The organism is Comamonas sp. JUb58, from assembly GCF_004364775.1.
Classification (GTDB): Bacteria; Pseudomonadota; Gammaproteobacteria; order Burkholderiales; family Burkholderiaceae_C; genus Comamonas.
In genome coordinates, this window is record NZ_SOAL01000013.1 from 143,625 (window position 1) to 168,662 (window position 25,038).

Annotated in this window: 15 protein-coding genes; 9 read left to right on the forward strand and 6 right to left on the reverse strand. The window is 63.3% G+C overall.

The window, feature by feature from the left end; genetic code table 11:
- Position 1: 1 nt before the first annotated feature.
- The 4 genes from EDF71_RS15555 to EDF71_RS15570 all read left to right on the forward strand — a co-directional run bounded on the left by EDF71_RS15555 (position 2) and on the right by EDF71_RS15570 (position 9,178).
- Positions 2 to 1,030 carry a siderophore ABC transporter substrate-binding protein gene (locus EDF71_RS15555; RefSeq protein WP_133857486.1) on the forward strand — a complete coding sequence of 343 codons (1,029 nt, stop codon included), beginning with the start codon at positions 2 to 4 and terminating at the stop codon, positions 1,028 to 1,030.
- A 186-nt stretch (positions 1,031 to 1,216) separates the two neighbouring features.
- Positions 1,217 to 3,487 carry a TonB-dependent siderophore receptor gene (locus tag EDF71_RS15560; RefSeq protein WP_133857487.1) on the forward strand — a complete coding sequence of 757 codons (2,271 nt, stop codon included), beginning with the start codon at positions 1,217 to 1,219 and terminating at the stop codon, positions 3,485 to 3,487.
- 958 nt (positions 3,488 to 4,445) lie between these two features.
- The gene (locus EDF71_RS15565; protein WP_208301067.1) at positions 4,446 to 6,584 is read left to right on the forward strand and encodes an AAA family ATPase; all 2,139 of its coding nucleotides are present in this window, start codon (positions 4,446 to 4,448) and stop codon (positions 6,582 to 6,584) included.
- Positions 6,584 to 9,178, forward strand: coding sequence for a hypothetical protein (locus EDF71_RS15570; RefSeq protein ID WP_133857488.1), 2,595 nt, complete (start codon positions 6,584 to 6,586; stop codon positions 9,176 to 9,178). Before EDF71_RS15565 ends, EDF71_RS15570 begins: the two co-directional genes overlap by 1 nt.
- A gap of 371 nt (positions 9,179 to 9,549) precedes the next feature.
- On the opposite strand, the gene EDF71_RS15575 is transcribed toward EDF71_RS15570, so the two are convergent.
- From EDF71_RS15575 to EDF71_RS15590, 4 genes are read right to left on the reverse strand one after another with little or no spacing between them, the layout of a single operon-like run.
- Positions 9,550 to 10,488, reverse strand: coding sequence for a ZIP family metal transporter (locus EDF71_RS15575; RefSeq protein WP_133857519.1), 939 nt, complete (start codon positions 10,486 to 10,488; stop codon positions 9,550 to 9,552).
- A gap of 59 nt (positions 10,489 to 10,547) precedes the next feature.
- Positions 10,548 to 11,174, reverse strand: a complete 627-nt coding sequence (locus tag EDF71_RS15580) for a superoxide dismutase (protein ID WP_133857489.1) — start codon at positions 11,172 to 11,174, stop codon at positions 10,548 to 10,550.
- Positions 11,175 to 11,229: 55 nt separating this feature from the next.
- The gene (locus EDF71_RS15585) at positions 11,230 to 11,724 is read right to left on the reverse strand and encodes a hypothetical protein (protein WP_021028932.1); all 495 of its coding nucleotides are present in this window, start codon (positions 11,722 to 11,724) and stop codon (positions 11,230 to 11,232) included.
- Positions 11,721 to 12,257, reverse strand: a complete 537-nt coding sequence (locus EDF71_RS15590) for a hypothetical protein (protein WP_133857490.1) — start codon at positions 12,255 to 12,257, stop codon at positions 11,721 to 11,723. Before EDF71_RS15590 ends, EDF71_RS15585 begins: the two co-directional genes overlap by 4 nt.
- 248 nt (positions 12,258 to 12,505) lie before the next feature.
- On the opposite strand from EDF71_RS15590, the gene EDF71_RS15595 reads away from it, so the two are divergent.
- From EDF71_RS15595 to EDF71_RS15615, 5 genes are all read left to right on the forward strand, one after another.
- On the forward strand, positions 12,506 to 14,314 hold the full coding sequence (locus EDF71_RS15595) for a VRR-NUC domain-containing protein (protein ID WP_133857491.1): 1,809 nt from the start codon (positions 12,506 to 12,508) through the stop codon (positions 14,312 to 14,314).
- The gene (locus tag EDF71_RS15600; RefSeq protein WP_133857492.1) at positions 14,311 to 16,629 is read left to right on the forward strand and encodes an ATP-dependent DNA helicase; all 2,319 of its coding nucleotides are present in this window, start codon (positions 14,311 to 14,313) and stop codon (positions 16,627 to 16,629) included. The genes EDF71_RS15595 and EDF71_RS15600 overlap by 4 nt, the downstream gene beginning before the upstream one ends.
- Positions 16,630 to 16,713: 84 nt before the next feature.
- On the forward strand, positions 16,714 to 18,867 hold the full coding sequence (locus tag EDF71_RS15605) for a TonB-dependent receptor (RefSeq protein ID WP_133857493.1): 2,154 nt from the start codon (positions 16,714 to 16,716) through the stop codon (positions 18,865 to 18,867).
- Between the two features lie 239 nt (positions 18,868 to 19,106).
- Positions 19,107 to 19,781: a DUF2760 domain-containing protein gene (locus EDF71_RS15610; protein WP_133857494.1), complete on the forward strand. Its 675-nt coding sequence runs from the start codon at positions 19,107 to 19,109 to the stop codon at positions 19,779 to 19,781.
- A 3-nt stretch (positions 19,782 to 19,784) separates the two neighbouring features.
- Positions 19,785 to 21,641, forward strand: a complete 1,857-nt coding sequence (locus EDF71_RS15615) for an Hsp70 family protein (protein ID WP_133857495.1) — start codon at positions 19,785 to 19,787, stop codon at positions 21,639 to 21,641.
- Between the two features lie 89 nt (positions 21,642 to 21,730).
- Here the strand turns inward: EDF71_RS15615 and EDF71_RS15620 are convergent, their stop codons facing one another.
- Positions 21,731 to 23,674 (reverse strand): IPTL-CTERM sorting domain-containing protein, encoded by a 1,944-nt coding sequence (locus EDF71_RS15620; protein ID WP_133857496.1) that lies wholly within the window; start codon positions 23,672 to 23,674, stop codon positions 21,731 to 21,733.
- Between the two features lie 134 nt (positions 23,675 to 23,808).
- Positions 23,809 to 25,035 (reverse strand): acyl-CoA dehydrogenase family protein, encoded by a 1,227-nt coding sequence (locus EDF71_RS15625; protein WP_133857497.1) that lies wholly within the window; start codon positions 25,033 to 25,035, stop codon positions 23,809 to 23,811.
- Positions 25,036 to 25,038: the final 3 nt, after the last annotated feature.

Consider the following 25,038-nt stretch of genomic DNA (forward strand, 5'->3'; position numbering starts at 1 on the left):
CATGCAACGCAACCCCAACCGCACTCGCACCCTTTGGCGGCCCCTGTCTACGGCCATCGCCGCAGCCGCCGCTGTCACCATCGCCCTGGCCTTGAGCGGCTGCGACCGCGCATCCAGTTCGGCCGCTGATGCGCCATCGTCCAGCTCCGCCGCCAGCAGCCCGCCGGCCGCAGCGCCCATCACCGTGCAGCACCAGCTAGGCAGCACCGTCATCCCCCGAACCCCGCAGCGGGTGGCTGCGTTGGAGATGAACGAGGCTGATTTCCTCGACCAGCTCGGTGTGCCGATTGCCGGCATGGTCAAGGACTATGTGCCGCATTTTTTGGCCAAGTACAAAGCTGATGAGGCGGTGCAAGACCTGGGCGCCATCGTGCAGCCCAACCTGGAGCGCGTGCATGCGCTCAAGCCCGACCTGATCCTGATCACCCCCTTGCAGGCCAACCACTACCAGACGCTGAGCGAGATCGCGCCCACCATCCACCTGGATGTGGATTTCAAGGACAGCCATGCCCGGCACATCGCGGTCGTCAAAGAGCATCTGCTCACCCTGGGCCGCATCTTTGACAAAGAGGCGCAGGCCGCACAAAAGGTGGCCGCATTGGATGCCAAGCTGGCGCAGGCCCGCCAGCGCATCGAGGGCAGCACCGACAAGGCCTTGATCGTGCTGCACAACAACGGCGCCTTCAGCTCCTTCGGCCCGCAGTCGCGCTACGGCTTTGTGTTCAGCGATCTGGGCGTCAAGCCCGCCAGCACCGATGCCGAGGGCAGCCTGCATGGCCAGCCCATCTCCAGCGAGTTCATCCAGCAGGCCAACCCCGACATCCTCTATGTGGTGGACCGCACTGCCGTGATGGAGCGCCATGCGGTGATGACCGCCGACCAACTGGCCAACCCCTTGCTGCGCGAGACCAAGGCCTGGAAGAGCGGCCGTGTCGTCTTTGTCGATGCCGACGCCTGGTACACCACCGGCGCCAGTCCTACCTCGCTCAGCCTGCTGATTGACGACGTGCTGCGCGGCTACCCGGGCTGACCGCTAGCCAGCCGTCAGCCAGCCACCAGGCCCCGCTTCTCTTTTTCCCTCCCGTTGTAGCCAGGTTCCGACCCAGCCAAAAAACCTCCAGGCGCATTGCGCTGGGCACCGCCGTGCGCCAAGCACCGGCGCCCGCCTGCGCGCCGCTCTTGCTTTTCTGTAGTCATAACATCTAAGGAACAAGGCATGCCAGAACGCCTTCACCCCCAGCACCGTGCTGCCAGCGCCCTGCGCAGCGCACGGCCCGCCGCCCAGCACGCGGCCCCGTTTGCACTGCGCCGCAGCGCGCTCAACCCCCTCAGCCCGCAAGTGCTGCTGGGCCTGACCATTGGCGCCATGCTGGTCGCAGCGCCGCTGGCCAACGCGCAAACCAACAGCGCGGCAGAGCCGGCAGCAGCGGCAGACAACGCCGTCACCCTGGCGCCGATCACCGTGCAAGAAAAAGCCGCCCAGGTTGCAGCCCCCTACGCCGGCGGCCAGGTCACCACCGGCGGCCGCGTGGGGCTGCTGGGCGACAAGGATTTCATGGAGACGCCGTTCAGCACCATCGGCTACACCGAGAAGTACATCGAAGACCGCCAGGCGCAGAACATCACCGACGTGATTGCCGCGACCGACCCGACCGTGTTCAGCAACGGCGTATCGGGCGCCTGGGCCGAGAACTATTCGATCCGGGGCTTCTCGTCGAGCTCCACCGACATGACCTTTGGCGGCCTTTACGGCATGGCGCCGTACTACCGCACCTCGCCCGAGATGTTTGAGCGCATCGAAGTGCTCAAGGGCCCATCGGCGCTGCTCAACGGCATGCCGCCGGGCGGCTCGGTGGGCGGTGCCGTCAACCTAGTGCCCAAGCGCGCCGGCAACGATCCGCTGACCCGCTTTACCACCACCTACATGTCCGATTCGCAGTTTGGCGGCCACCTGGACATGGGCCGCCGCTTTGGCGATCGCCAGCAGCTCGGTGTGCGCTTCAACGGCGTCTACCGCGATGGCGATGGCTCCATCCAGGACCAGCAAAAAAAGGTGCAGCTCGCATCCTTGGCGCTGGATTGGCGTGGCGACCGCGCCCGCCTGTCGGCCGACTTCTATGCCAGCGACGACCGGGTCAACGGCGTCAACCGGGGCATCAGCCTGTCGCCCGGCTTGCCCATCCCCAAGGTGCCCAAGGGCGATACCTTGCTGAACCCGGATTGGTCCACCGTGCGCACCAAGGACAAAGCCGCCATCCTGCGCGGCGAGTATGACCTGAACGACCAGGTCATGGCCTATGCCGCCTTTGGCATGAGCAAGACCGACTACCAGTACAACGGCGCCATGTCGGCCCTGGTGCTGAACACCGCAGGCGACTTCCGCACCACGATGGGCCAGCTCGCCTTTGATGTCAAAAAGCAGTCGGGCGAAGTCGGCATCAAGGGCCGCACCCAGACCGGCGCCGTGGGCCACCAGTGGGCCATCAATGCCACGCACTACGCGCACAAGCAAGACGACTACGGCCGCCGCAGCGTGCCCGGCGCCGACTGGACCACCAACCTCTACAACCCGGTATGGGGCCCGGTGGCTGACATCGTGCGGCCCCACATCATGCACACCGAGGTGCGCCTGGCCAGCTATGGCATCGCCGATACCTTGTCGATGGCGCAAGACCGCGTGCAGCTGACCCTGGGCGTGCGCCGCCAGCAGGTCGTCAGCGACAGCTACGACATCAACACCGGTGCGCGCACCTCGCGCTATGACGAAAGTGCCACCTCGCCCGCCGCTGCGCTGCTGGTCAAGGCCACGGACAACCTCTCGCTCTACGCCAACTACATCGAAGGCCTGAGCCAGGGCGCCACCGCACCCATGACCGCCGCCAACGCCGGCGAAGTGTTTGCCCCCTACAAGAGCAAGCAAAAGGAAATGGGCCTCAAGCTCGATCTGGGCGACTTCGCCCACACCGTCAGCCTGTTTGAGATCACCCGGCCCAGCAGCTACACCGACCCCGTCACCAACGTCTACTCGTTCGGTGGCGAGCAGCGCAACCGTGGCATTGAGTGGAGCTTCTTCGGCAACGCCATACACGGCCTGCGCCTGATGGGCGGCGTGGCCTACACCGCGCCGAAGCTGACGCAAACCGCTGGCGGCGTCAACCAAGGCAAGCTCGCCACCGGCACCCCCAAGTGGCAGGGCAAGCTGGGTGCGGAGTGGGATGTCCCCGGCGTGCAAGGCCTGGCGCTCAACGCCAACGCCACCGCCGTATCCCGTCAATACATCAGCGCCGACAACAGCCTCTGGGCCGCCGGCCGCACCACCTACGACCTGGGCGCCCGCTACAGCACCAAGGTGGCCGACAAGCCTGTCACCTTGCGGGCGTCGGTCCTGAACGCCACCAACAAGTCGTACTGGGGCATGCCCCAGCTGTCCAGCCTGGCGCTGGGCGCGCCGCGTACGTTTGCGCTGTCGGCGTCGGTGGATTTTTAATTGAGTTAGTAGCTAGCCCGCTGCAGCGCTTGCCGCTGCGGTGGGCGTGGTAAGTAGCCCAGATTGCTGCTGCCGTTGGCAGGGGTGATCTGGGCGTTTTTTTTGGACCGGGGCGGTCTTGCGCGCAGATGCAGTCAACGCGATGCACTGTGCAGACGCAAAAAAACATGCCGTCGGCATGTGTGTAGATAGAGAGATCAGGGGAGGGTGGACTGAAAGCCTGGTGGTGTTTGCTTGCCAAACATTGGCAGGGCAGAGCAAAGGCGCTGGCAGAGACTGGATCGCTGCGCTGCAATGGCGCTATCGAAGCCGGTGTTCATCGCAAAAAAATGCGTGGCTAGTGTGAACCATTGGCTGGCAAAAACGACTTCCGGACAGTTCCGGTAAGTCGCCCCACGATGAACCTTGGAGTAGCCGCAATTGCTACGCCATGGGTGCAGTATACGCTCAATTGAGAATCATTCGCAAATAAGCTTTGGGGTTGTGGGGGATTGGATGTTGAAAGCCGTTGGATCGTAATTCGCAATTCCTAGGGTTCGTTGGTGGGGGAGACCTACCGGGACATTGACCGTACACAGAAGCAGGTATCGAGGTGTCAGTTGGCGGAGCTAGTTCATTGGTAGAGGTTTTAGGCTGAAAGCTGCCAGTCATTGCGACATCGCAACCTCAAAGTCAGGGCCGAAAACAGGCACTCGAATGCAATGCCGAGCCACGCAAGCCTTCTTGCATGGCGCCATGATGTAGATTGGGTACCAGTGTGCCGTAATCTCTCCAGCGTGACCTTCTCCTCGAATTGCAGTTATTGGACAACGTATTTTTGTTGCGTGCACTTCTTGCCGCACGGCAAGAGACGTACATCCAATTGGATACACTAGTTACTTACTCTGTGCGTCGCTGTGCCAATCGGTACTCCGTTATCGGCGTCAATGATTTTTAAGCGTTTTGAAGCAACATTGGCATGAGTGATCTCTCGGCAAACTCGAAAGTACCCAGCCTCCATTGGACCGAATTGCAATTGATGCAGTACCTCGCTCAGGCGTGGAGCATGGCCGACCCAGGCCATATCAGTGTCATCGGGCAATTGCGATTTGCCGAAACCGGGAGTTTCGGATTCCTCGAGAACTTGCACGACGCGACAACGGGCGTCAAGTTGCCTTCACTTGCTCCAGTTTCTCAGCTCCAACAAGGTGTATTTGTTCCAGGGCCAGAGTTGAATTCTTGGAGCTTTCAATGGGGACCGGGTGACTATGCCGTTGCTGTTTTGTCGCTTGCCCCACTACAACGTCGACAAGAGAGACGCGACCCCCTTGCCTGCATAGTGCGTCCTCACTCCATGACTCCCTTGAGCCGGGTGCCAAAGAGTTGGGGGGTGACCTCCCTTGAAGGAGAGAATTCATCACTGCTTTTGGATATGGCGCGCAGGGCCATCCAAGCTCAACTTGATCAAGACCATGCGGAATTGTTGCAACAACTGGAGAGAACACGTCAGGCTCATGCGCAGGAGTTAGATCAGCATGAAACTGCGCGCAACCAAATGATTGCACAGCAGCACGAACTATTAGCCTCAGTTCAGCAGGCCACGAATGAACTGGAAACAGCCCGCGCCAAGAATGATGCCCTTGAAGCCGACTTCAAACTGAGGAGAGAAATGTTGGAGAACAAGTTTCGTGATCTGGAAGCTCTGCTGCGAACGCGCGGCGAACGTTTGGTCGCGCTCGATCTGGTAGACCGTGGCGACCTATCTGCTCTGATCTCCCCACAAGTTCAACCAGAAACCCGCGAGGGAAATGATTACCAACAGGTGCTCGGGGGAGACTTTGCGCAACTGGCTTCCTACGTGCAAGCTAGGCTGATGAGGAAGAACATGCTGTTCTCGCAGGCCCAACTGCGCGACTACCTGGCATTGATGCGTACTAATGACCTTGTGATCCTGGCGGGTGATTCTGGCTCGGGAAAAACCAGCTTGGTTCGGGCGGTGGCTGAGTCAATTGGTGGTCGATGCACGGTGATCCCGGTCAAGCCCAATTGGACAGGCCCGGAGGATCTCCTCGGGTACTACAACCCGATCGAGCGCAGCTACCAGGCAACGCCATTCTTGCAGGCGTTGCAGGCCGCTGCTCGGGAGCCGAATGTTCCCCATTTCATTTGCCTGGATGAGATGAACCTTGCGCGGGTAGAGCATTACTTTGCAGACTTTTTGAGCCTGCTAGAGGAACGGGACACTAGCCCCGCGATCCCGCTTTACACCTCCGACGAGGAGCGTCATGTTGTGGTGGAAAACAGCCTTTTCCTTTCCCTCGAGGAAGAGGCCCGGCAACGCGCGGGCATGGATGACGGCGCGACCTTCATTGAAGTGCTGAAAAATCAGCAGGCCAATGCCCTTTTGCATCAACTGGGAGGATTCCAAGACGCTGAGTCAGTGCTGGTGCATCACGGGCGCCTTCGCCGATCCATGTCGGCCTTGTTGCGCACGCCTAACCGCATTCATTTCCCGGGCAATGTTCGCATCATTGGCGCCATCAACATTGACGAAACGACCCATTACTTGTCGCCGAAAGTGCTTGACCGAGCGCACGTACTGCGATTCCGTAATCCGGTGTTGATGGACTGGGATGCTGTCGCAGCCGAAGTGGAACACTTCGATGTCGATGTGGCGTTGCCGATGTTCATGAGCGCCAGTGACCTGGGTTTGCGGAGTCCATACCCCCCGTATGACAGGTCAAACTCACACGCTGCGCTGTTGACCGCGTGGGCGCGTGTGCATCTGGATCCGCTGGGTGTCGAGTTTGGGTTGCGCGCAATCCGCCAAGCACTGGGATACATGCAGGCAGCGCATCAAGCGGGCATTGGTGATGTTGAGGCGCTTGACAATGTGGTGCAGCACAAGATCCTGCCCAAGTTGATGCTCGATACAGGCCGCACGGGATCCAATGGCCGGAGCAAACGAGAAATCCTCATTGAGTTGCGTGACGCGCTGGAAGCTGCGTTGCAGGGTGGGCAACCGACGGCTGGAACGGAAACCAGTGTCGCGGCTCTGGACAGGCTGATCGACTCTGTGGACAGCAATAACGGCATAGCGAACTACTGGTTGCGCTGATGGTCATCTCGCTGCAGGCACATTACCTGGACATTGAGTGGCAGGAGCCAGGGCGCGCGCGGTCCGTTACAGTGGCGCCGGAGCCTATTGAGGTCGAGCAGCATCCCGACGGCTCATGGTTTGCTGAAACACAGGTATTTAACGGTTTGTGCCCCTGGGTTGGGCTGCATCTAGAGGGGGATTTGTCGCATGCGCACCCTACCTTCGAGGGGGGTGATGGCCGTCAGAAGCCCATGCTACAGATCCTTGACGGTCAGGCACGGCATTGGTGGGTACAAGAGCACGGCTGGGATGCCACGGGAAAGCGCCACCTGAGCGAACTCCATCGCAGCATTGGCCAGTTCACCATTTGGTTAGGCGAGCAACGTCTCCAACTCAATAACGTTGTCGATGAGCTTGACCGAACCTTGGTGGAGGACTATCTGAACGACTTCAAGCAGGACTTGATTTGGCTCGTGATGGGCTTTGGTGGCGCGACGGCGACAACGGGATCCGGCGCTACAGTGAACAAGGGCATTGTGGAGGCGCTGGAAGCATTCGCGACTGCGTCACATCGGGTCCTGGCCCATCCCGCGCAGCATGTGCGCGAGGTATTGATCGACAGCCGTCCGGCTCGTTTGCGGCCGAATGTGGCGACATTTCGTGAGTACCTGCGCAATCCGTCTGCTCAACGTTTGACCGGGCGAGGTGCTAAAGAGACACCGAACATTGCAGACAACCGGTACCTTCGTCACATGGTGCAAGTCTGCGAGAAGTTAGCCTCGCATGTCGCCAAGGCTGCTGAGTTCCATACAAGTGTGTTTGCGGATCGTGCCAGTGTGGAAGCGCAACGCAGTACCGAGTACGAGACTACTACACATCGACGAGTGGAACCAGAAGTCTTTGACCGTCAGATGAAGGATTTGGAAAAGAAGCTTGAACGAGTCTCGGAATTCAAAACAGACATTCCGGAGGATGGTGAGGCGTTTCGCACTTTTGAGTTTCGACCTGGAGAACTGTATGCGTCACGCGAAGATCAAATGTTTTACTACAGCACGGATAGAAGGCAAGCAAGTGATGCGGCACTTGATGTGAGTTTCAGCGTTGTTGAGGTGCCACCGCAGTTAGCGGAGGCGATCCAAGCCAGCCGAAGCTTTTGCGATTACTACGCTATTGAGGGTATTGCGTGCGCGACTCGAAGGACGACCAAGACGGGCAAAGGCTATCGCGAGGTTGTCTTTAGCAAGATCTACAGCGTTACGCCATTTACCTCAGCCATCGCCAACAAGTCCGCTCGGCGTCAGCAGTTAGAGCTCAATGACTGGCTGTATCCGTTGACGAGCACAGAACGCAAGGAACTTCAGCGGGAGGCCATAACGGCCCGAAAGCGTGAGCGTGTCTACCGAGATCAGAAGCAGAAGGTCGAGCAACTTGCGAAGTTGCTGAAGCAATGTCAGGCAGAACTCCGTGCACAAAACCTTGCTTGGCAGAAAATTGGCGTTGCGTCCAGCCCTCAAGTCCCAATGGGGGTTAGATTCAGCCAGAGTCCAAACTATACGGCGTGCCAAGTTTCCTATGCGAATGTGACCGCATTGGCCAAGAACCACGGCCTTGGCTTGGACGAAATGGAAGCAATCGAGCGGATCGGGGTGCTCCACGCTAGCGCCCTGTATGAGCGCTGGTGCCTCGTGAAAATCATTTCGATCCTCGTGGAGGACTACGAATTCAAACTGGAGATGGGTTGGCAGGAGTCGCTGATACGCGCCGTAACTGGCAAACCACAAAGTCTTACTTTGCGATTTCGTCGGGACGACCTCGGTTGGTGTGCTTTCCTTGAGGTGCAGCCTGAACTGCCAAATGGTCGCCGCCCAGACTTTAGGCTACGCTTCATGCAATACGAGCTGGGGCCCGAGAACTACACGGCCCAAACTCAAGACCGAGGTGGGCCATTCGAACCGGTTCGACATCACCACACGATGCCTGACGGACTGGTCATGGACGCAAAGTTCCGCACTAAGTGGCGCAGAGGCGAACTAGGTCGTACGCTGACCAGCCTGATCCAAGAAAAAGGATATGACCAAGAGGGCGATCGTGTCTTCATTCTGCATCCAGCGCCGAGATCTATGCTCCAACCTTCATCCCCTCTAATTTGGGGGAAGGATTGCGACTACGGGCAAGAGGTTGGAATTGCGCATCACAAAGGCGTGATTTACCTAGCCCCTGGCACTGGGGAGAGAAGCCCAGAGCATAACCTACGTCGCCTGATTGTGTTGGTGCTGCAAGCAAGTTTTCCCGCGCCCTATCGAGTCGAACACGAGGGTGTTGGACGGTGGGAGGAGCATGGTTTTTGTATCAGTTGCGGGCAAGCTCACCAGCCGGGAGACATCAAACTCCAACGCACACGCCGCAACAGAGAGTCCTGGACGCTGGGGTGTTCCGGTTGCGGAATGTATGTCAAAAGAACTCACTGCTACGCCTGCGACGATGGAATTCTTTTCAAGAATGGCTTACAACTGACCTATCACAGGACGGTTGCGGACCAGGTCACCAATATCGCCTGTCCTTGCTGCGGCAGTTACTTCGATGCCGATGTTCATGGCAACGAGGCAGGTTAACCAACTCTAGTTGCCGGACAGTCTGACGCATTTAACCGTGTCAGTGCCTCGAAGTGACTGTCCGTGATGACCATTCACAACAGCGAAGCTCCGGCTTTGATCTCATTTGAGCAAGCCGGCCTGTCTAATTCGCACTACACAACAGTCATTGACGGACCAAGCTCCAATGATGGGATTGGGTCGGTCGATAGCACTCAGCGGTGTCAACAGCGGGCTTCTCGCATCGAATCGGGGCTTAGACCCGTAGTCGGCTGAATAACTTCTCCGAGTAGCCATGACAAAGAGCAATAGCTGCCAAACAGCCGCCAACTCGCTGTATATCTGTGCAGAGCCCATGAGCATCTATGACATAGACGTCAGCCGCTACCCCCTCACCCCAGCGCCGTATCCAACACCATCATCAAAACAAACCCCACCATCAACCCCGTAGTCGCAAAAAACTCATGCCCCTTGCGGTGAGATTCCGGGATGATTTCGTGGCTGATGACGAAGAGCATGGCGCCGGCGGCGAAGCCCAGGCCCCAAGGGAGGAGCAGGGCGGAGCTGCCGATGATGGCGGCGCCGGCGACGGCGCCCAGGGGTTCGACCAGGCCGGAGGCGATGCCCAGCAGGACGGAGAAGCCTCGGCTGTAGCCAACGGCCAGCAGCGCGGCGGCTACGACAAAGCCTTCGGGGACATCCTGGATAGAGATGCCGATGGCGAGCGCATTGGCGCGCATGCCTTCATTGCCGGCGTAGCCCACGCCAATGGCCAGGCCTTCGGGCAGGTTGTGCAGGATGATGGCAAACACAAAGAGCCAGGTGCGGCGCAGTTGCTGGGCGCTGGCGCCTTCGCGGCCTTTGATGAAGTGTTCGTGGGGCAGCAGGCGGTCCATCACCAAGAGGGCCATGCCGCCCAGCAGGATGGAAGTGCCGACAACACCACCGGCAGCCCAGGCGCTGCCGCCAAAGATGTTCGAAGCGCGTGCGGCATCCAGTGCGGGGATGACCAGCGAGAACGCGCAGGCGGCCAGCATCACGCCGGCGCCAAATCCAAACAGGGTGTCCCGTGTGCGTTCAGACGGGCGCTGGGCCAGCAGCACGGGCAGGGTGCCCAGCGCAGTGGCCAGGGCGGCCATGCAGCCACCCAGTAAAGCACTGCGCACCGATGGCTCGTTTTTCAAGCCATCCCAAATGAGCGCGCCGAGCGCAAATACCCCCAGGCCACAGATCAACAGACCGATGCGGGTTCGCAGCTTGAGCGCCGTTTTGGGCGCAGGGCTGGCGGTGCTGCGCGATGCGTCATCGCGCGGATCGGGCTGGTTGTCCATTTCCATCGGTTGGTTGCCTGGGGTCATGTGCGTGCTCGCGTGCTCAGTGAGGGAATGGCTTACTTGCCCAGTGCTGCGGCGTACTTGCGGGCAACGACGCCCCAGTCCACCACATTGTAGAAAGCGGCAATGTATTCAGGGCGGCGGTTTTGGTACTTCAGGTAGTAAGCGTGCTCCCACACGTCCAGGCCCAGGATCGGGGTGTTGCCCGAGCCAATGCCCTTCATCAGTGGCGAGTCTTGGTTGGCGCTGCTTTCCACCGCCAGCTTGCCTGCAGGGGTCACGGTCAGCCAGGCCCAGCCGCTGCCAAAACGGCTCAGTGCGGCCTTGGTGAAGGCATCCTTGAAGGCGTCAAAACCACCTAGGTCGGCATCGATGGCCTTGGCCACATCGCCTTGGGGCAGGCCGCCGCCGCTGGGCGACATCACTTCCCAGAACAGGCTGTGGTTGGCATGGCCGCCGCCGTTGTTGCGCACGGGCAGGCGCAGCTTCTCGGGCAGCGATTCCACCTGGGCCACCAGCGCTTCGATCGACAGGTTGGCGAACTCCGTGCCTTCAACCGCCGCATTGAGGTTGTTCACATAGGTCTGGTGGTGCTTGCTGTAGTGGATCTCCATCGTCTGGGCGTCAATATTGGGCTCCAGGGCATCGTAGGCATAGGCCAGCTTGGGCAGGGTATAGGACATATCGTGTGTTAGTCGTTGAGTGGAGAACAGTGGGTCAATGCCGGTGCGGCGGCTGTCAGTGCAGCAGCGTGCCCGGCGGCGGGTTGCCCGAAGGCATGGGAACGCTGTGGGCCTGCCGCTCCATCGCATCCTCGCGCTCGCGGGCGGCGCAGCGGTTGTGGTGCTCGGTCAATGCGGCAAAGGTGTGGTGCAGGTGCTTGCAGGCGGCCGATCGCAGATCGGCGCTGGCATGGTCATCGCGCGTCAAGGCCAGCAGCTGGTGGTGGGCGCAGTTGATGCACTCGCCGGCCGATATCGGCTGGCTCAAGGTGTTGAAGCAGTCGGCCAGGTTCAGGTGCGCGACCACAAAGGCGGCCAGGCGGTCATCGGCGCAGACGCCGGCCGGGGCATCGTGGAACAGCTGGTGCGCCACGCGCAGCGCATGCTCATGCCAGGCCAGCGCTTGCTCGGGGCGGTTGTCGCGGCTGGCTTCCACGCCGGTCTGGGTCAGGCGTTCCCATTCGCGCAGCAGCAGCGGGCCCGAAACGGAGGACGGAAAACGCGAGCTCATGGCAGCTCCTTGGCGGGCACGCTGGCCGCCGTCATCACCCAGGCGTGCGAGGCCTTGGCGGTTTCTGTGGGGACAAAGGCCTTGGGGTCTTCCAGCAAACAGGTGGTGCCCAGGCGCTTGCACTGGTCGTGGTCGCGCCAGTAACCGCCGTGGCTGATGCAGCCGGTCTGGCAGATCACCAGGTTGGTGGCATGCTGGCCCAGCTCTTGCAGATAGGCATCGGGTGGGGGCTGGGGCACGGCGGCCACTTCCATCGTCGCGGCCGGGTCCACACAGCGGCGCACGGCCGTGACGGCGGCGCGGTTGGCGATGGTGGATAGGTGCACCAGGCGGTCCTCGCGCTCCCAAATGAGGGCGCTGTCGCGCATGATGACCTGGGCCCGCAACTGGGTGACCTGGGCGCGCAGCGCCTCGACTTCCGCACGCAGAGCATCGACTTGGGCCGTGCAGCGCGCTTGCAGAGCAGCATAGTGGCGCAGCATCACACCGTGCTCCTGCACCAACGGATGGATGTCACTGTCTGGGTTTGGCACGGTTGGCTCGCCTCCACGGGATAAACGGAAAACACTTTGCTCGGCATCAAGGCAGCGTCAAATAAAAACATAATAAATGAGAATCGTTTCTATTCGCAAACTCATTTGTATATGGCCAGCCAGTTAGCAGTGGAATAGCGCTATCAGTTGAGCGAGCCATACAGCCAGAAGGGGACATGGCTGCAAAGTTAAAATAGCTGTATAAAAATACAGATAAGCTATCACTCACACTCACCGCATTCATCCCCATGCTGGCCCCCCATCGCTACTACTACCTGCACAACTTCGAGCGCGCACTGCAGTGGTTGGGGCAGCGCTATGGCGATGTGCTGGATGCGCAGGAGCAGCAGTTTTTGGCGGACTTTGCGCAGGCCCCTATGCAGTCGCAGGCGCTGATGGTGCGCATGCTGATGCGGCGCGGGCCCTGGTTCCGCGCCGACAAGCTGGTCTACGACGAGATCCCCGATGTGCATGCCGCCGCGCAGCCCTTGCTGGCATTGGGCTGGATTGATGCCGATGCCGACATGGCCCTGGCCGAGCTATTTGCGCTGCACACCAAGCCCGAGCTGCTGCAGATATTTGCCAATGCCGGTTTGGCGCGCTCGCTGCGCAAGGCGGACATGCTGGCCCAGCTTGCGCAACTGGCTCAGCAGTCTGATCCAGGTGCCGAGCAAGACACCGAAGAGCAGCTGCAGCCTTACCTCCGCTGGCATCCGCAGGCCGAGCATGCCGCCTGGCGCGTGACGGTCGGCGAGCTGGCCGAAGGCCTGCGCCTGATGTTCTTTGGCAATCTGCACCAGGATTGGTCGGAGTTTGTGCTGGCCGACCTGGGCATCTTCAAATACGAGACGGTGGCCTTTGATGCGCAGTCGCGCGCCTTCCAGACCCGAGCCGATGTGCAGGGCTACCGCCAGCTGCAGCAGTGGCGCCAGGCAGTGGATGAGGACGAAGACCGCCAGGCCTTGATGGACGCGCTGGCCGCCTGGCGCAGCGCCAACCCCTGGCTGCAGCAGCGCCATGCCAAGGTGCTGCTGCGCCTGGGCCAGGCCTGCGAGCGCAGCCAAAGCTGGGCGCTGGCCGAGCAGGCCTATGCCGCCAGCCCCTACCCGGGCGCGCGCCACCGCCGCATGCGCGTGCTGGAGCGCATGGAGCGCTTTGACGAGGCCCTGGCCCTGGCCAGCGCCGCCGCGCAGCAGCCCGAGAGCGATGAAGAAAGCCAGCGCCTGGCCCGCATGCTGCCGCGCCTGCGCCGCCACCTGGGCCAGCGCAGCGCCAGCCGCCGCGCGCTCAAACCCGAGGTGGCGCAGCTGCGCGAGGATGTGGCGTTGGACCGCGTGCTGCGCATGCCACGCATGGCGCCCGATCTGGCGGCGATGGATGCGCTGAGCGATGCGGCTGCGCTGGAGGCCGCCTTGCGCGCTGGCGATGCGATGAACAGCGCCGAGGCCCCCGAGGGCCTGCGCCTGATGCCGGTGGAATACGCCTTGCGCGACCACTGGCACCGCGAGGATGCGCCGGTGTTTTATGTCGAGAACGCGCTGGTCAATTCGCTGTTTGGCCTGCTGTGCTGGCCGGCGATTTTTGCGCCACTGCCGGGGGCGTTTTTTCATCCGTTCCAGGCGGGGCCGGCCGATGTGTATGCGCCCGATTTTGTCGCGCGGCGTGCGGCGCTGTTTGGCGCTTGCCTGGCCATGCTCGATGACGGCAGCTACGCCGAAGTGATCCGCCAGCGCTTTGCCGACAAGGCCGGCCTGCAGTCGCCCTTTGTGTTTTGGGGCACGTTGACTGATGCGCTGCTGGAGCATGCGCTGGCCTGCATACCGGCGGCCCACCTCAAGCTGCTGTTCCAGCGCCTGCTGGGCAATCTGCAAGCCAACCGCACGGGCTTCCCCGACCTGGTGCGCTTCTGGCCGCAGGAGCGGCGCTACCAGCTGGTGGAGGTCAAAGGCCCGGGCGACAAGCTGCAGGACAACCAGATCCGCTGGCTGGAATACTGCGCCGCCCATGGCATCCCCGTGGGCGTCTGCCATGTGCAGTGGCGCGAGGCCGGCGCATGAGCTACACCGTGGCGGTGCGCGCCTTGTGCGAGTTCACCGCCCGCGCGGGGGATCTGGATTTGCGCTTTACGCCGGCGCCATCGGCACTGGAAGGCATCGAAGGCCATGGCCTGGTGCGTGCCCGCCGGGGCGCCGGTTATGAGGCGGAACTGCGCCTGGCTGGCAGCTTTGAAGACCTGCAGGTGCGCGGCCGCGCCGATGGCTTTGACCCGGGCCTGGGGCAGCTCGAAGAAATCAAAACCTACCGGGGCCAGATCGACAGCGTGCGCGACAACCACCGCGCCTTGCACTGGGCGCAGGCCAAGGTCTACGGCCATCTGCTGTGCCTGGAGCGGGGCCTGCCGAGCTTGAAGGTGGCGCTGGTCTACTTCAACGTCGGCACGCAGCAAGAGACCGTGCTGGCCGAGCCCTACAGCGCCGCCGAGTTGCAGGCGTTTTTTGTGCAGCAGTGCCGCTTGTTTTTGGACTGGGCGCGCAGCGAGGCCGCGCACCGCAGCGCGCGGGATGCGGCTCTCACGGCGCTGCGCTTTCCGTTTGCGCAGTTCCGCACCGGGCAGCGGGCGCTGTCGGTGGCGGTGTACCGCACCGCGCAGGCGGGCTTGCAGGCGGGTGGCGGCAGTTGCCTGATGGCGCAGGCGCCCACCGGCATTGGCAAGACCGTGGCCACGATTTTTCCGATGCTCAAAGCCAGTGCAGAGCAGGGGCTGGACAAGCTGTTTTTTCTGACCGCCAAGACCACCGGCCACCGCCTGGCCTTGCATGCGCTGGGCCTGTTGCAGACAGCGCTGCAGGGCCAGACGGGCGCAGTGCCGCTGCGCGTAGTTGATCTGCAGGCGCGCGACAAAAGCTGCGAGCACCCGGACAAGGCCTGCCATGGCGAATCCTGCCCGCTGGCCCAAGGCTTTTACGACCGCCTGCCTGCCGCCCGCGCCCAGGCGCTGACGCAGGAGCCAATGCTGACGCCCGACAAGGTGCGCAGTCTGGCGCTGCAGCACCAGGTCTGCCCCTATTACCTGACCCAGGAGCTGGCGCGCTGGAGCGATGTGGTTGTGGGCGACTACCACTACTTTTACGACAGCGCTGCCATGTTGTATGCGCTGACCCAGGCCCACCAGTGGAAGGTGGGCGTGCTGGTGGACGAGGCCCACAACCTGCTTGAACGCGCGCGCCGCATGTACACGGCTGAGCTGCCGCAGCACACCCTGGCAGCGGCTCGCAAGGCGGCGACCGGCCCGGTCAAGAAATCGCTGGATGCCTTGAACCGCCAATGGACGGCCCTGAACAAGGCCCAGCAAGAAGGCGGGCAGGACTACCAGGTCTACCCCGAGCTGCCGCCAGGCCTGCTGGGCAGCGTGCAGCGCGCCGTGGCCGCCATTGCCCAGGCCCAGGGCGACAGCCCCATGCTGCCTGGCGATGCGGTGCTTGGCTTTTATCTGGAGGCCCTGTCCTGGCTGAACCTGGCCGAGCAGCTGGGGCCGCATGCGCTGTTTGATACCAGTTTGTGGAGCAGCGCAGCGTCCGGCCGCCGGGGGCCCATGTCCACGCTCTGCATCCGCAATGTGGTGCCCGCGCCGCACCTGGCCGCGCGCCATACCGCCGCCTGCGCCACCGTGCTGTTCTCCGGCACCCTGGGGCCGCAGGCCTTCTACCAGGATCTGCTGGGCCTGCCGCCCGCCACGCAATGGATGGATGTGCCATCACCCTTTCAGGCTGCGCAGCTGCAGGTGCAGATTGCGGGCCATATCTCCACCCGCTACCAGGACCGGGCGCAGTCGCTGGTGCCGATTGCCGAGCTGGTGGCCGCGCAGTTTGTCCGCCAGCCGGGCAACTACCTCTGCTTTTTCAGCAGCTTTGATTATTTGCAGCGCGCGGCCGAATGCATGCAGCGCCTGCATCCGCAGCTGCCGCTGTTCTGCCAGACCTCCGCCATGGACGATGCCGGGCGCGCCGCCTTTTTGGCGCGCTTTGATGAGGCCGGGCAGGGCATTGGCCTGGCGGTGCTGGGCGGGGCGTTTTCAGAAGGGGTGGATTTGCCGGGTAACCGGCTGATTGGCGCCTTTATTGCCACCCTGGGTCTGCCGCAGGTCAACCCCATCAACACACACATGCAGCAGGCCATGGCCCAGCGCTTTGGCGCTGCCAAGGCCTATGACTACACCTACCTCTACCCGGGGCTGCGCAAGGTGGTGCAGGCTGCCGGGCGGGTGATTCGCAGTGAGGAGGACCGGGGCGTGGTGGTGCTGATCGACGACCGCTTTCATCGCGCCCAGGTGCGCGCGCTGCTGCCAAGTTGGTGGGAGCCGCAAAAACTGTAGCGCAGCGTTTGTCTCAGAGGCTGTTAGGGGTTTCTGTACCAAATTTCCCATCACTTGAGGCGCTGTAAGAAAATACGGGCCTCTATGCCGATCCAAGCCTTTTCTTTCTCGCCCCTGCGCCCTGTGGCCGGGGCCGCTGCGCTGCTCTGCGCCCTGTCCGCCGCTGCGCAAACTGCACCAGCAACACCTTCCACCCCTGAAGCCACGCAGGCCCCCGCTGCCGAAGCCACCTTGCCCACCGTGTCGGTGCGCTCGGCCGTCGGCACAGCCGATTTGTTGCGCCTGCCGGCCTCGGCCAATGTGGTGGAAGGCCGCGAGCTGCAGGATCGGCAGATGCAGGTCAACCTGTCCGAAGCGCTGGGCAGCGTGCCCGGCCTGACCCTGAACAACCGCAACAACTATGCCCAGGATCTGCAGCTGAGCGTGCGCGGCTATGGCGCGCGCTCCACCTTTGGTGTGCGCGGCGTGCGCCTGTATGTCGATGGCATACCGGCCACCATGCCCGATGGCCAGGGCCAGACCTCGAATGTCGATATCTCCAGCCTGGAGCGGGTGGAGGTGCTGCGCGGCCCGTATTCGGCGCTGTATGGCAATGCCTCGGGCGGTGTGCTGAGCTTTTACACCGAAGACCCGCAAGGCCCCCTGAAGCTGGAGACTGGCGTGAGCGTGGGCAGCGATGGCCAGCAGCGCTACAGCCTGAAAGCCAGTGGCCAGACCGATGGCGGCATGGGCTATGTGCTGAGCACCAGCCGCTTCATGACCGATGGCTACCGCGAGCACAGCGCCGCCGACCGCAACCTGCTCAACGCCAAGCTGGTGATTCCGCTGGCGCATGACGACAAGCTGACCCTGGTGGCCAACCACACGCGCGGCGATGCGCAGGACCCGCAGGGCCTGACCATGGCGCAGTGGCAGGCCGATCCGCGCCAGGCCAGCAGCGTGGCCGACCAGTACAACACGCGCAAATCGCTGGAGCAGCAGCAGCTGGGCGCCACCTATGACCTGCGCATCAACGCCCAGCAAAGCCTGAGCCTGTCGGCCTACTACGGCCACCGCAGCATGCTGCAGTACCAGTCCATTCCCAAGGCGCCGCAGCTGGCGCCGGGCCATGCCGGCGGCGTGATCGACATGGCGCGCGACTATGCCGGTGCCCGCCTGGTCTGGGTGGGTGAGTTCGACACCATCGTGCCGCTGCAGCTGAGCGCGGGGCTGGATCTGCAGCAGATGACCGAGAACCGCCAGGGCTACGAGAACTTTGTCGGCGACACCTATGGGCTGCGCGGCCAGCTGCGCCGGGATGAGAAAAACAAGGTCAGCAGCACCGATCCCTTTGTGCAGGCGCGCTGGCAACTGGCCCCTCGCTGGAGCCTGGACACCGGCCTGCGCTACAGCCGCGTGCGCTTCAGCTCGGACGACTACTACATCACCCCCGGCAACGGCGACGACAGCGGCAGCAGCCGCCACAGCAAGCTGCTGCCGGTGGCCTCGCTCTCCTACCAGCTCAGCCCGCAACAAACTGTCTACGCCAGCGTGGGACGTGGCTTTGAGACACCGAGCATCACCGAGATGTCCTACCGCAATAGCGGCTCGGGCCTGAACACCGATCTGCGGCCCACCAGCAGCACGCAGTGGGAGCTGGGCTACCGCCAGCAGCTGCGCGGCGATGCGCTGCGCGGGCTCTGGAGCGCGGCACTGTTCCAGTCGCACAGCAGTGACGAGATCGTGACCGACCAAAGCGCTGGCGGCCGCACCACCTACCGCAATGCTGGCAAGACCCGGCGCCAGGGCCTGGAGCTGTCGGCCCAACTGGACCTCATGCGCGACTGGCAGCTGCGCGCCGCCTACACCTGGCTGGATGCGCGCTTCCGCGAGGATTCGGGCAGTGGCATGGCCGGCCAGCGCCTGCCCGGCCTGGCCCGCCACAACGCCTACCTGGGTGCCGACTGGCACTTTGCGCCGGCCTGGACGGTCGGCATGGGTGTGCAGGCCAGCTCCAATGTGCAGGCCAACGATGCCAACACCCAGGCTGCCCCGGGCTATGCCACCACCGCCCTCAGCCTGGGCTACCGCGCACAGATCGCCCCGCGCTGGACCCTGGCCGCGTTTGCACGGGTCAACAATGTGTTCGACAAGAACTACATCGGCTCGGTCATCGTCAACGACGGCAACCAGCGCTATTTTGAAAGCGCGATGGGACGCAACTGGGCCAGTGGCGTCAACGTGACCTACCAGTTCTAAGCCGTTCCCTTCGCTATCGCCCCTCGGGATGCTTATCCACAGCTTGCTGGTGCATAGCGCGGGGGCATAGGGCCAGCCGGTAAAATCCCCGGTTTTGCGGGCTGGCCGCCTGCTATAGAGTCCTGGCCCAGCGCTTGCCGCAAGCCCCGTTTTTAAAACCACCCGCCTGCGCTGCGCAGCTGCCCCGGCCCTGACCGCGCAGCGCCACAGCGCCCTGGCGGGTGTCTGTTGGTGCCTCCATGAACAACACCCCCCCATCTTTTTTCAGCCGCATCGCCATTGCGATCGGCAGCTTTTTCGCCATTCTGGGCAATGGCCGCCTGGCCGCCGATGTGCAGCGCGTGCGTGGCGGTGAGCGCCTGGCGGCCGATGTGCCACCCCAGGAAGTGCGTGTCGAAGTCCCGGTCGAGAAGATCGTCGAAGTCCGCATCGAAGTGCCGGTCGAGAAAATCGTTGAGAAGACCGTAGAAAAGCGGGTTGAAGTACCGGTGGAGAAGCTGGTCGAGAAGCTCGTTGAAAAGACCGTGCAGCTGCCCACCGAGACCGCTGCGCTGCAGCTGCTGGGCCTGCTCCAGCGCGAAGCCCGCTTTGTCGACTTTATCCAGGAAGACGTGGCGCCCTACACCGATGCCGAGATTGGCGCCGCCGCCCGCGTGGTGCATGAAGGCTGCCGCAAGGTGCTGCGCGAGCACTTTGCGCTGGCCCCTGTGCGTGCCGAGGCCGAAGGCAGCCGCATCACCCTGCAAGCCGGCTTTGATGCCGCTGCCGTGCGCCTGACCGGAAACGTAGTGGGCCAGGCCCCGTTCACCGGTACCCTGGGCCACCGAGGCTGGCAGGTGACCGAGGTCAAGCTGCCCCAGCTCACCGACACCGCCGCCGCCAAGGTGCTGGCCCAGGCCGAAGTGGAGCTCTAAGCCATGACAGCACCTGCCCAATTCAGCATCGGTATCGACCTGGGGACCACGCACTGCGCGCTGTCCTATGTGGACAAGAGCGCCAGCGATGGCGACAACCTGGTCCAGCATGTGCTGGCCATCCCCCAGCTCACGGCGCCCGCCAGCATCGAAACGCGCCCGCTGCTGCCGTCTTTTCTGTACCTGCCCCATGAGAGCGAGCTGAGCGCTGCCGACATGGCACTGCCCTGGGGCGCGCAGCAGGATTTTGTCGTGGGTGAGTTTGCCCGTTCGCGCGGCGCGGCCACGCCGATCCGCCTGGTCTCCAGCGCCAAGAGCTGGCTCTGCCACCCCGGTGTGGACCGCCGCAGCCCGCTGCTGCCGGCCGATGCCCCGGCCGAGGTGCACCGCGTATCGCCGCTGACGGCCTCCATCCGCTACCTGTCGCACCTGCGCTGGGCCTGGGAGCAGGCCCATCCCGAGGCGCCGTTTGATGCGCAGGACATCACCGTCACCATCCCCGCATCCTTTGACCCGGCCGCACGCGAGCTGACGGCCGAGGCCTGCAAGGCCGCCGGCTTCCAAAAGCTGAGCCTGCTGGAAGAGCCGCAAGCCGCGCTCTACAGCTGGATCCAGGCCAGCGGTGGCGACTGGCGTAAGCAAGTGCAAAGCGGCGATGTGATCCTCGTCGTGGACGTGGGCGGTGGCACCACCGACCTGTCGCTGATCGCCGTGCTGGAGCGCGATGGCAACCTGGCCTTGCAGCGCGTGGCCGTGGGCGAGCACATTCTGCTGGGTGGCGACAACATGGACCTGGCGCTGGCCTATGCCGTGGCGCGCAAGCTGGCGCAAGAGGGCAAGCAGCTCGATGCTTGGCAAACCCGCGCACTGGCCCATGGCTGCCGCGCCGCCAAAGAGCAGCTGCTGTCCGATGAAGCCCTGCAGTCGGTACCCGTGGTGGTGCCCAGCCGGGGCAGCAAGCTGATCGGCGGCAGCATCCGCACCGAGGTGACCCGCAGCGAAGTGCTGGCCACCCTGGTCGAAGGCTTCTTCCCCCAAGTGGCGGTGAGCGACAAGCCCATCAGCCGTGCGCGTGGCGCGCTGACCCAGCTGGGTCTGCCCTATGCGCAAGATGCTGCGGTGACCCGCCACCTGGCCGCCTTCCTGTCGCGCCAGGCCGGTGTGACCGAGCAGATCGACGGCCTGCAGGGCACCCAGCCCGAAGGTGCCAGCTTTCTGCACCCCACCGCGATCCTGTTCAACGGCGGCGTGCTCAAGGCGCCGCAGATCGAGCAGCGCATCACCCAGGTGCTGAACAGCTGGCTGGCCGCCGAAGGCGCCACTCCCGCACGCCTGCTGGACGGCGCCAACCTGGACCTGGCTGTGGCCCGTGGCGCTGCCTACTACGGCCATGTGCGCGAAGGCCGGGGTGTGCGCATCCGTGGCGGCACCGCGCAGTCCTACTACGTCGGCGTCGAGTCCAACATGCCTGCGATCCCAGGCATGGAGCCCCCCATGTCCGCGCTGTGCCTGGCACCGTTTGGCATGGAAGAGGGCAGCGAGGCAGCACTCGACACGCAGGAGTTCGGCCTGGTCGTGGGCGAGCCGGTGCGCATGCGTTTCTTCGGCTCCAGCGTGCGCCGCAGCGATAGCGTTGGCACCATGCTCGACTTCTGGGGCCCCGAGGAGCTGCTGGAGCTGCAGGAGATCGAGCTGAACCTGCCCGCCGAAGGCCGCGCCAATGGCGAGGTCGTTCCCGTCACCCTGCATGCCCGCGTGACTGATATCGGCACCCTGGAGCTCAATGCCGTGCCCGTGGGCGGTAATGAGCGCTGGAAGGTGGAGTTTGATGTGCGGGCGCAGACGGCGGCTGAGCACTAAGCTGCGGGCAGCTGCGATGCAGCGGCCATTTCGTCCATAAAAAATGGCCCCTCAGTGTTGCGCTGACGGGCCATTTTCGTTGGGCAGGATCAGCGCTGGCGCCTGCGGAGCTGGCCCATGCCGAACATGGCCGCCATCGACGACAGCAGCAACAGCGCCCAGCTACCGAGGGTAGGAACGGCCTTGAGGGCAGTGGACGCATCCGATGCGGGCGGCGTAGCGGCCTTGGCCTGCAAATACCAGTTGCCGCCCACCTGCACCAGCTGGTAGCGGAAGCCACCCTGGTCGATATAGCCAGGCGCTGGCAGTGCAAAGGCGTTGGCGGCCGACGTGCCGCTTACCTGCACGACAAGGATGCCGTCGCCGCTGGTGACAGCGCCTGCACCGGCGAGGTTGCTGATAGCCAAGGTGGTAGGCACCGCAGCGGTATTGCCTTGCACCACCAGGCGGTCAGCGGCCGAGCTGCTGTCGCCCAAAACAACATCCAGCGCCAAGGTACCGCTGCCGGCATAGTCGCCGCTGACGGTCAGCACATCGCCGGCCTGGCCGTTGTTCAAGGCCAGCTGGCCGAGGTTGCCCAGATCGCCGTTGACGCTGAAGGCGGCCTCTTGCATGCGCAGGGTACTGCCCGCATCAACCACCAGGCCCATGGCCTCGCCCGCCACGGCACCGCCGCCGGTGGCCAGCGCGCTGCCGGTCCAGGTCAGGTCGCTGTTGCCGGTCAGGAGGATGCGTTCCCAGTTCAAAAACTTGGCCGCAGGCTGGGGGCCATTGATCGCAGACAGGGTCAGGCGGTCGATATCGCCATCGGCGGTGGAGGCGTCATCGCCGCCATCGACAAGGGCCACATTGCTTAGGTCGGTACCGTTGATCCTGAGGCTGTCCGAGCCGGCGCCCAGCATAATGCTGCCGCTGATCGCGGCGGCGATCTCCAAGGTGACGCTGGTGTTGCCATTGCCGGGGCCGTCATAGATGGCCCGGCCCGCATTGGCGCTCAGCGTGCCTGTCTGGATATGGATCTCATTGGCCGCTGCCGGGGCGTTGACCGCAATCGCGTCCCCTGTGTTGGCGATCACGCTGCCGCCTTGCATTTGCACCGTGTTGCCCGCTGCGGCACTGGCGAGGATGCCATTGGCGCCTTGCACCGTGACGGCCTGCGTGCCAATCGTCATCAGGCTGCTGCCCGCTGCGGGCGTGGCCGATGTGAGCGCGCTGTTGCCCAGCGCCACCTGCCCACCGCTGGCAATGATGGCCGTACCGCTGCCGCTGGTGATGGTTGCCGGCACAGGCATATCAACCGTTCCGGCCGAGATATTGATCGCGGTGCCGCCGGTGCTGTTGATGTTGGCGGCGGAGCCTTGTACCTGTACCAAGCCGGCGGCGTTGACGATGCCGGTGGCTGCGGAATAAATGGTCAGCCCATTGCGGAAGAAGTTGCTCCCCGAGGTGCCTAAGTTGCGAATGCCGTCCACCGGTGCGGGTGCCGGGGTCGAGTCATCAGCACCAATGCGTGTGCTGCCCACGATCTCGATCACGCCGCCGGAGTTCTGAACCACCGCACCGCCGATTCTGCCCGCGCGCATCGCCACCAGGTTTCCATCGACCTGCACCTTGTTGAGCACATTGGCCGCATTGGCACCGGCATAGATAAAGAGAGCACGGCTGTTGTCGCCCCGCGAGGTGAGGCTGAGGTCCCCCAGCGCATGCACCAAAGAGGCAGGCTCCGATGCAACGCCACCGCTGTTCAAGCCGCCTGAACTCAAGGTGTAGGTGCTGCCGCTGCTGGTGACAAGGCTGGTGCCTGCCAGCAGGTTCAGGACCGATCCATTGCCAGTGGCACCCGCGACATTGTTGCCCCCGTAGCCTGTGCGGCTGGCATTGCAGGTGCTGCCTTCGGTAGCGGTCAGCGCCGGGTTGCCGGATGCGGCATCACTGCAGACGGCCCAACTGCCGGAGGCAAAGCTGCTCAGCAAGGCAGCAAACAAAACGCGGTGCGTGGTGGACGGAATACGGGAAGGGCTTCTGCAGATCATGGGGTTCCTGGGAAATCTTTCACTGACCTGCGCGACTGTAATTGATTTAGTTAAACATGCCACATTTTGTAAATTTGTTTGCAAAAATTAACCATATTCGCAACACCCACCGCAACACCCATCGTCACATCCGGTCAAAAAACCCGCCCTTCCTCCAAATGCGTCCGCGTGCCATTGAGCACATAGTCCCCCACCACCCGGGTCTTATGCAGCAGCGGGTTGTGGCTAAAGATGGTGCGCAGGTTGCGCCAGTGGCGGTCCAGGTTCAGCTGGCGCGAGGTGGCGGAGGCGCCGCCCACTTCAAACAGGCGCTCGCCGGCATTCAGCGCCAGGCGGCTGACGACCAGCTGGGTCTGGGCGGTGGCCAGCGCGCCTTGCAGGACCACATCGTCTGCGCTTTGCGGCGCATGCACGATGGCATAGGCGCCCTGGTCCAGCTGGCGGGCGTTGGCGGTGATCAAGGCATCTATCGCATAGCTGGCGGCGGCCAGCTCGCCGACGACGGCCTGCACGAAGTGGTCGTCGCGTGAGCGCTCTGCCGGGCTGTGCATCGCGGGCCTGCCCAGCTGCAGCACATAGTGGCGCGCATCGGCCAGGATATTGCGCACAATGCCGGCGGCAGTCGCCACCAGGATCAGCTGGCGCAACGCAGACGCATGGCGGCCCGCCAGGTTGTCGCGTGCGCCGGGGCTGATTTCGTCGTCATAGACCAGCACATGGTTCAGCTCCAGGCTGCCGCTGGCGGTCAGCCGCTGGCCCATGCCATCCCAGTCGTCAAGCACCCGCACCCCTTCGCGCTGCAGGGGGATCACGGCATTGACGCCCTGGCCCTCGTCGTTGACGGCAAAGACATTGAAGTAATCCGCATAGGCCGTGCCGGTGGCGTAGTACTTCTTGCCATTCAAGCGGTGATGGGCGCCATCGCGCAGCAAGGTGGAAGTGCTGATGCCGGCGCGGGCCGTGCCCAGCTCGGTAAAGGCGCCACCAAACAGCTTGCCCTGCAAGGCCCAGGCGTTCTGGCGCTGGGCCAGGGGCGAGGGCTTGGTATCCAGCCGCAGCAGCTCGGTGGTATTGAAGTGGGTGCGCAGCGCATGGGCTACGTTGGAATCGGCCGCGGCCAGGGTGCTGACCACCTCGACCACATCGGCCACCGATCCGCCCGGCCCGCCCTGTTCTCGCCCAATGCGCAGGCCCCCCAGGCCCGATGCGCGCAGCAGGTCAAACGCCGCCCAGGGCGGCTCGCGCAGCAGCTCGCGCTGTGCAGCGCCTTGGCCAATATCGGCAGCCAGCTGGGGCAGGCGGGCCAGCAGGTCATCGCGGCTGGGGTGGCTGGTGCGCAGAGGGGGAACAGAGGCATTCATGGC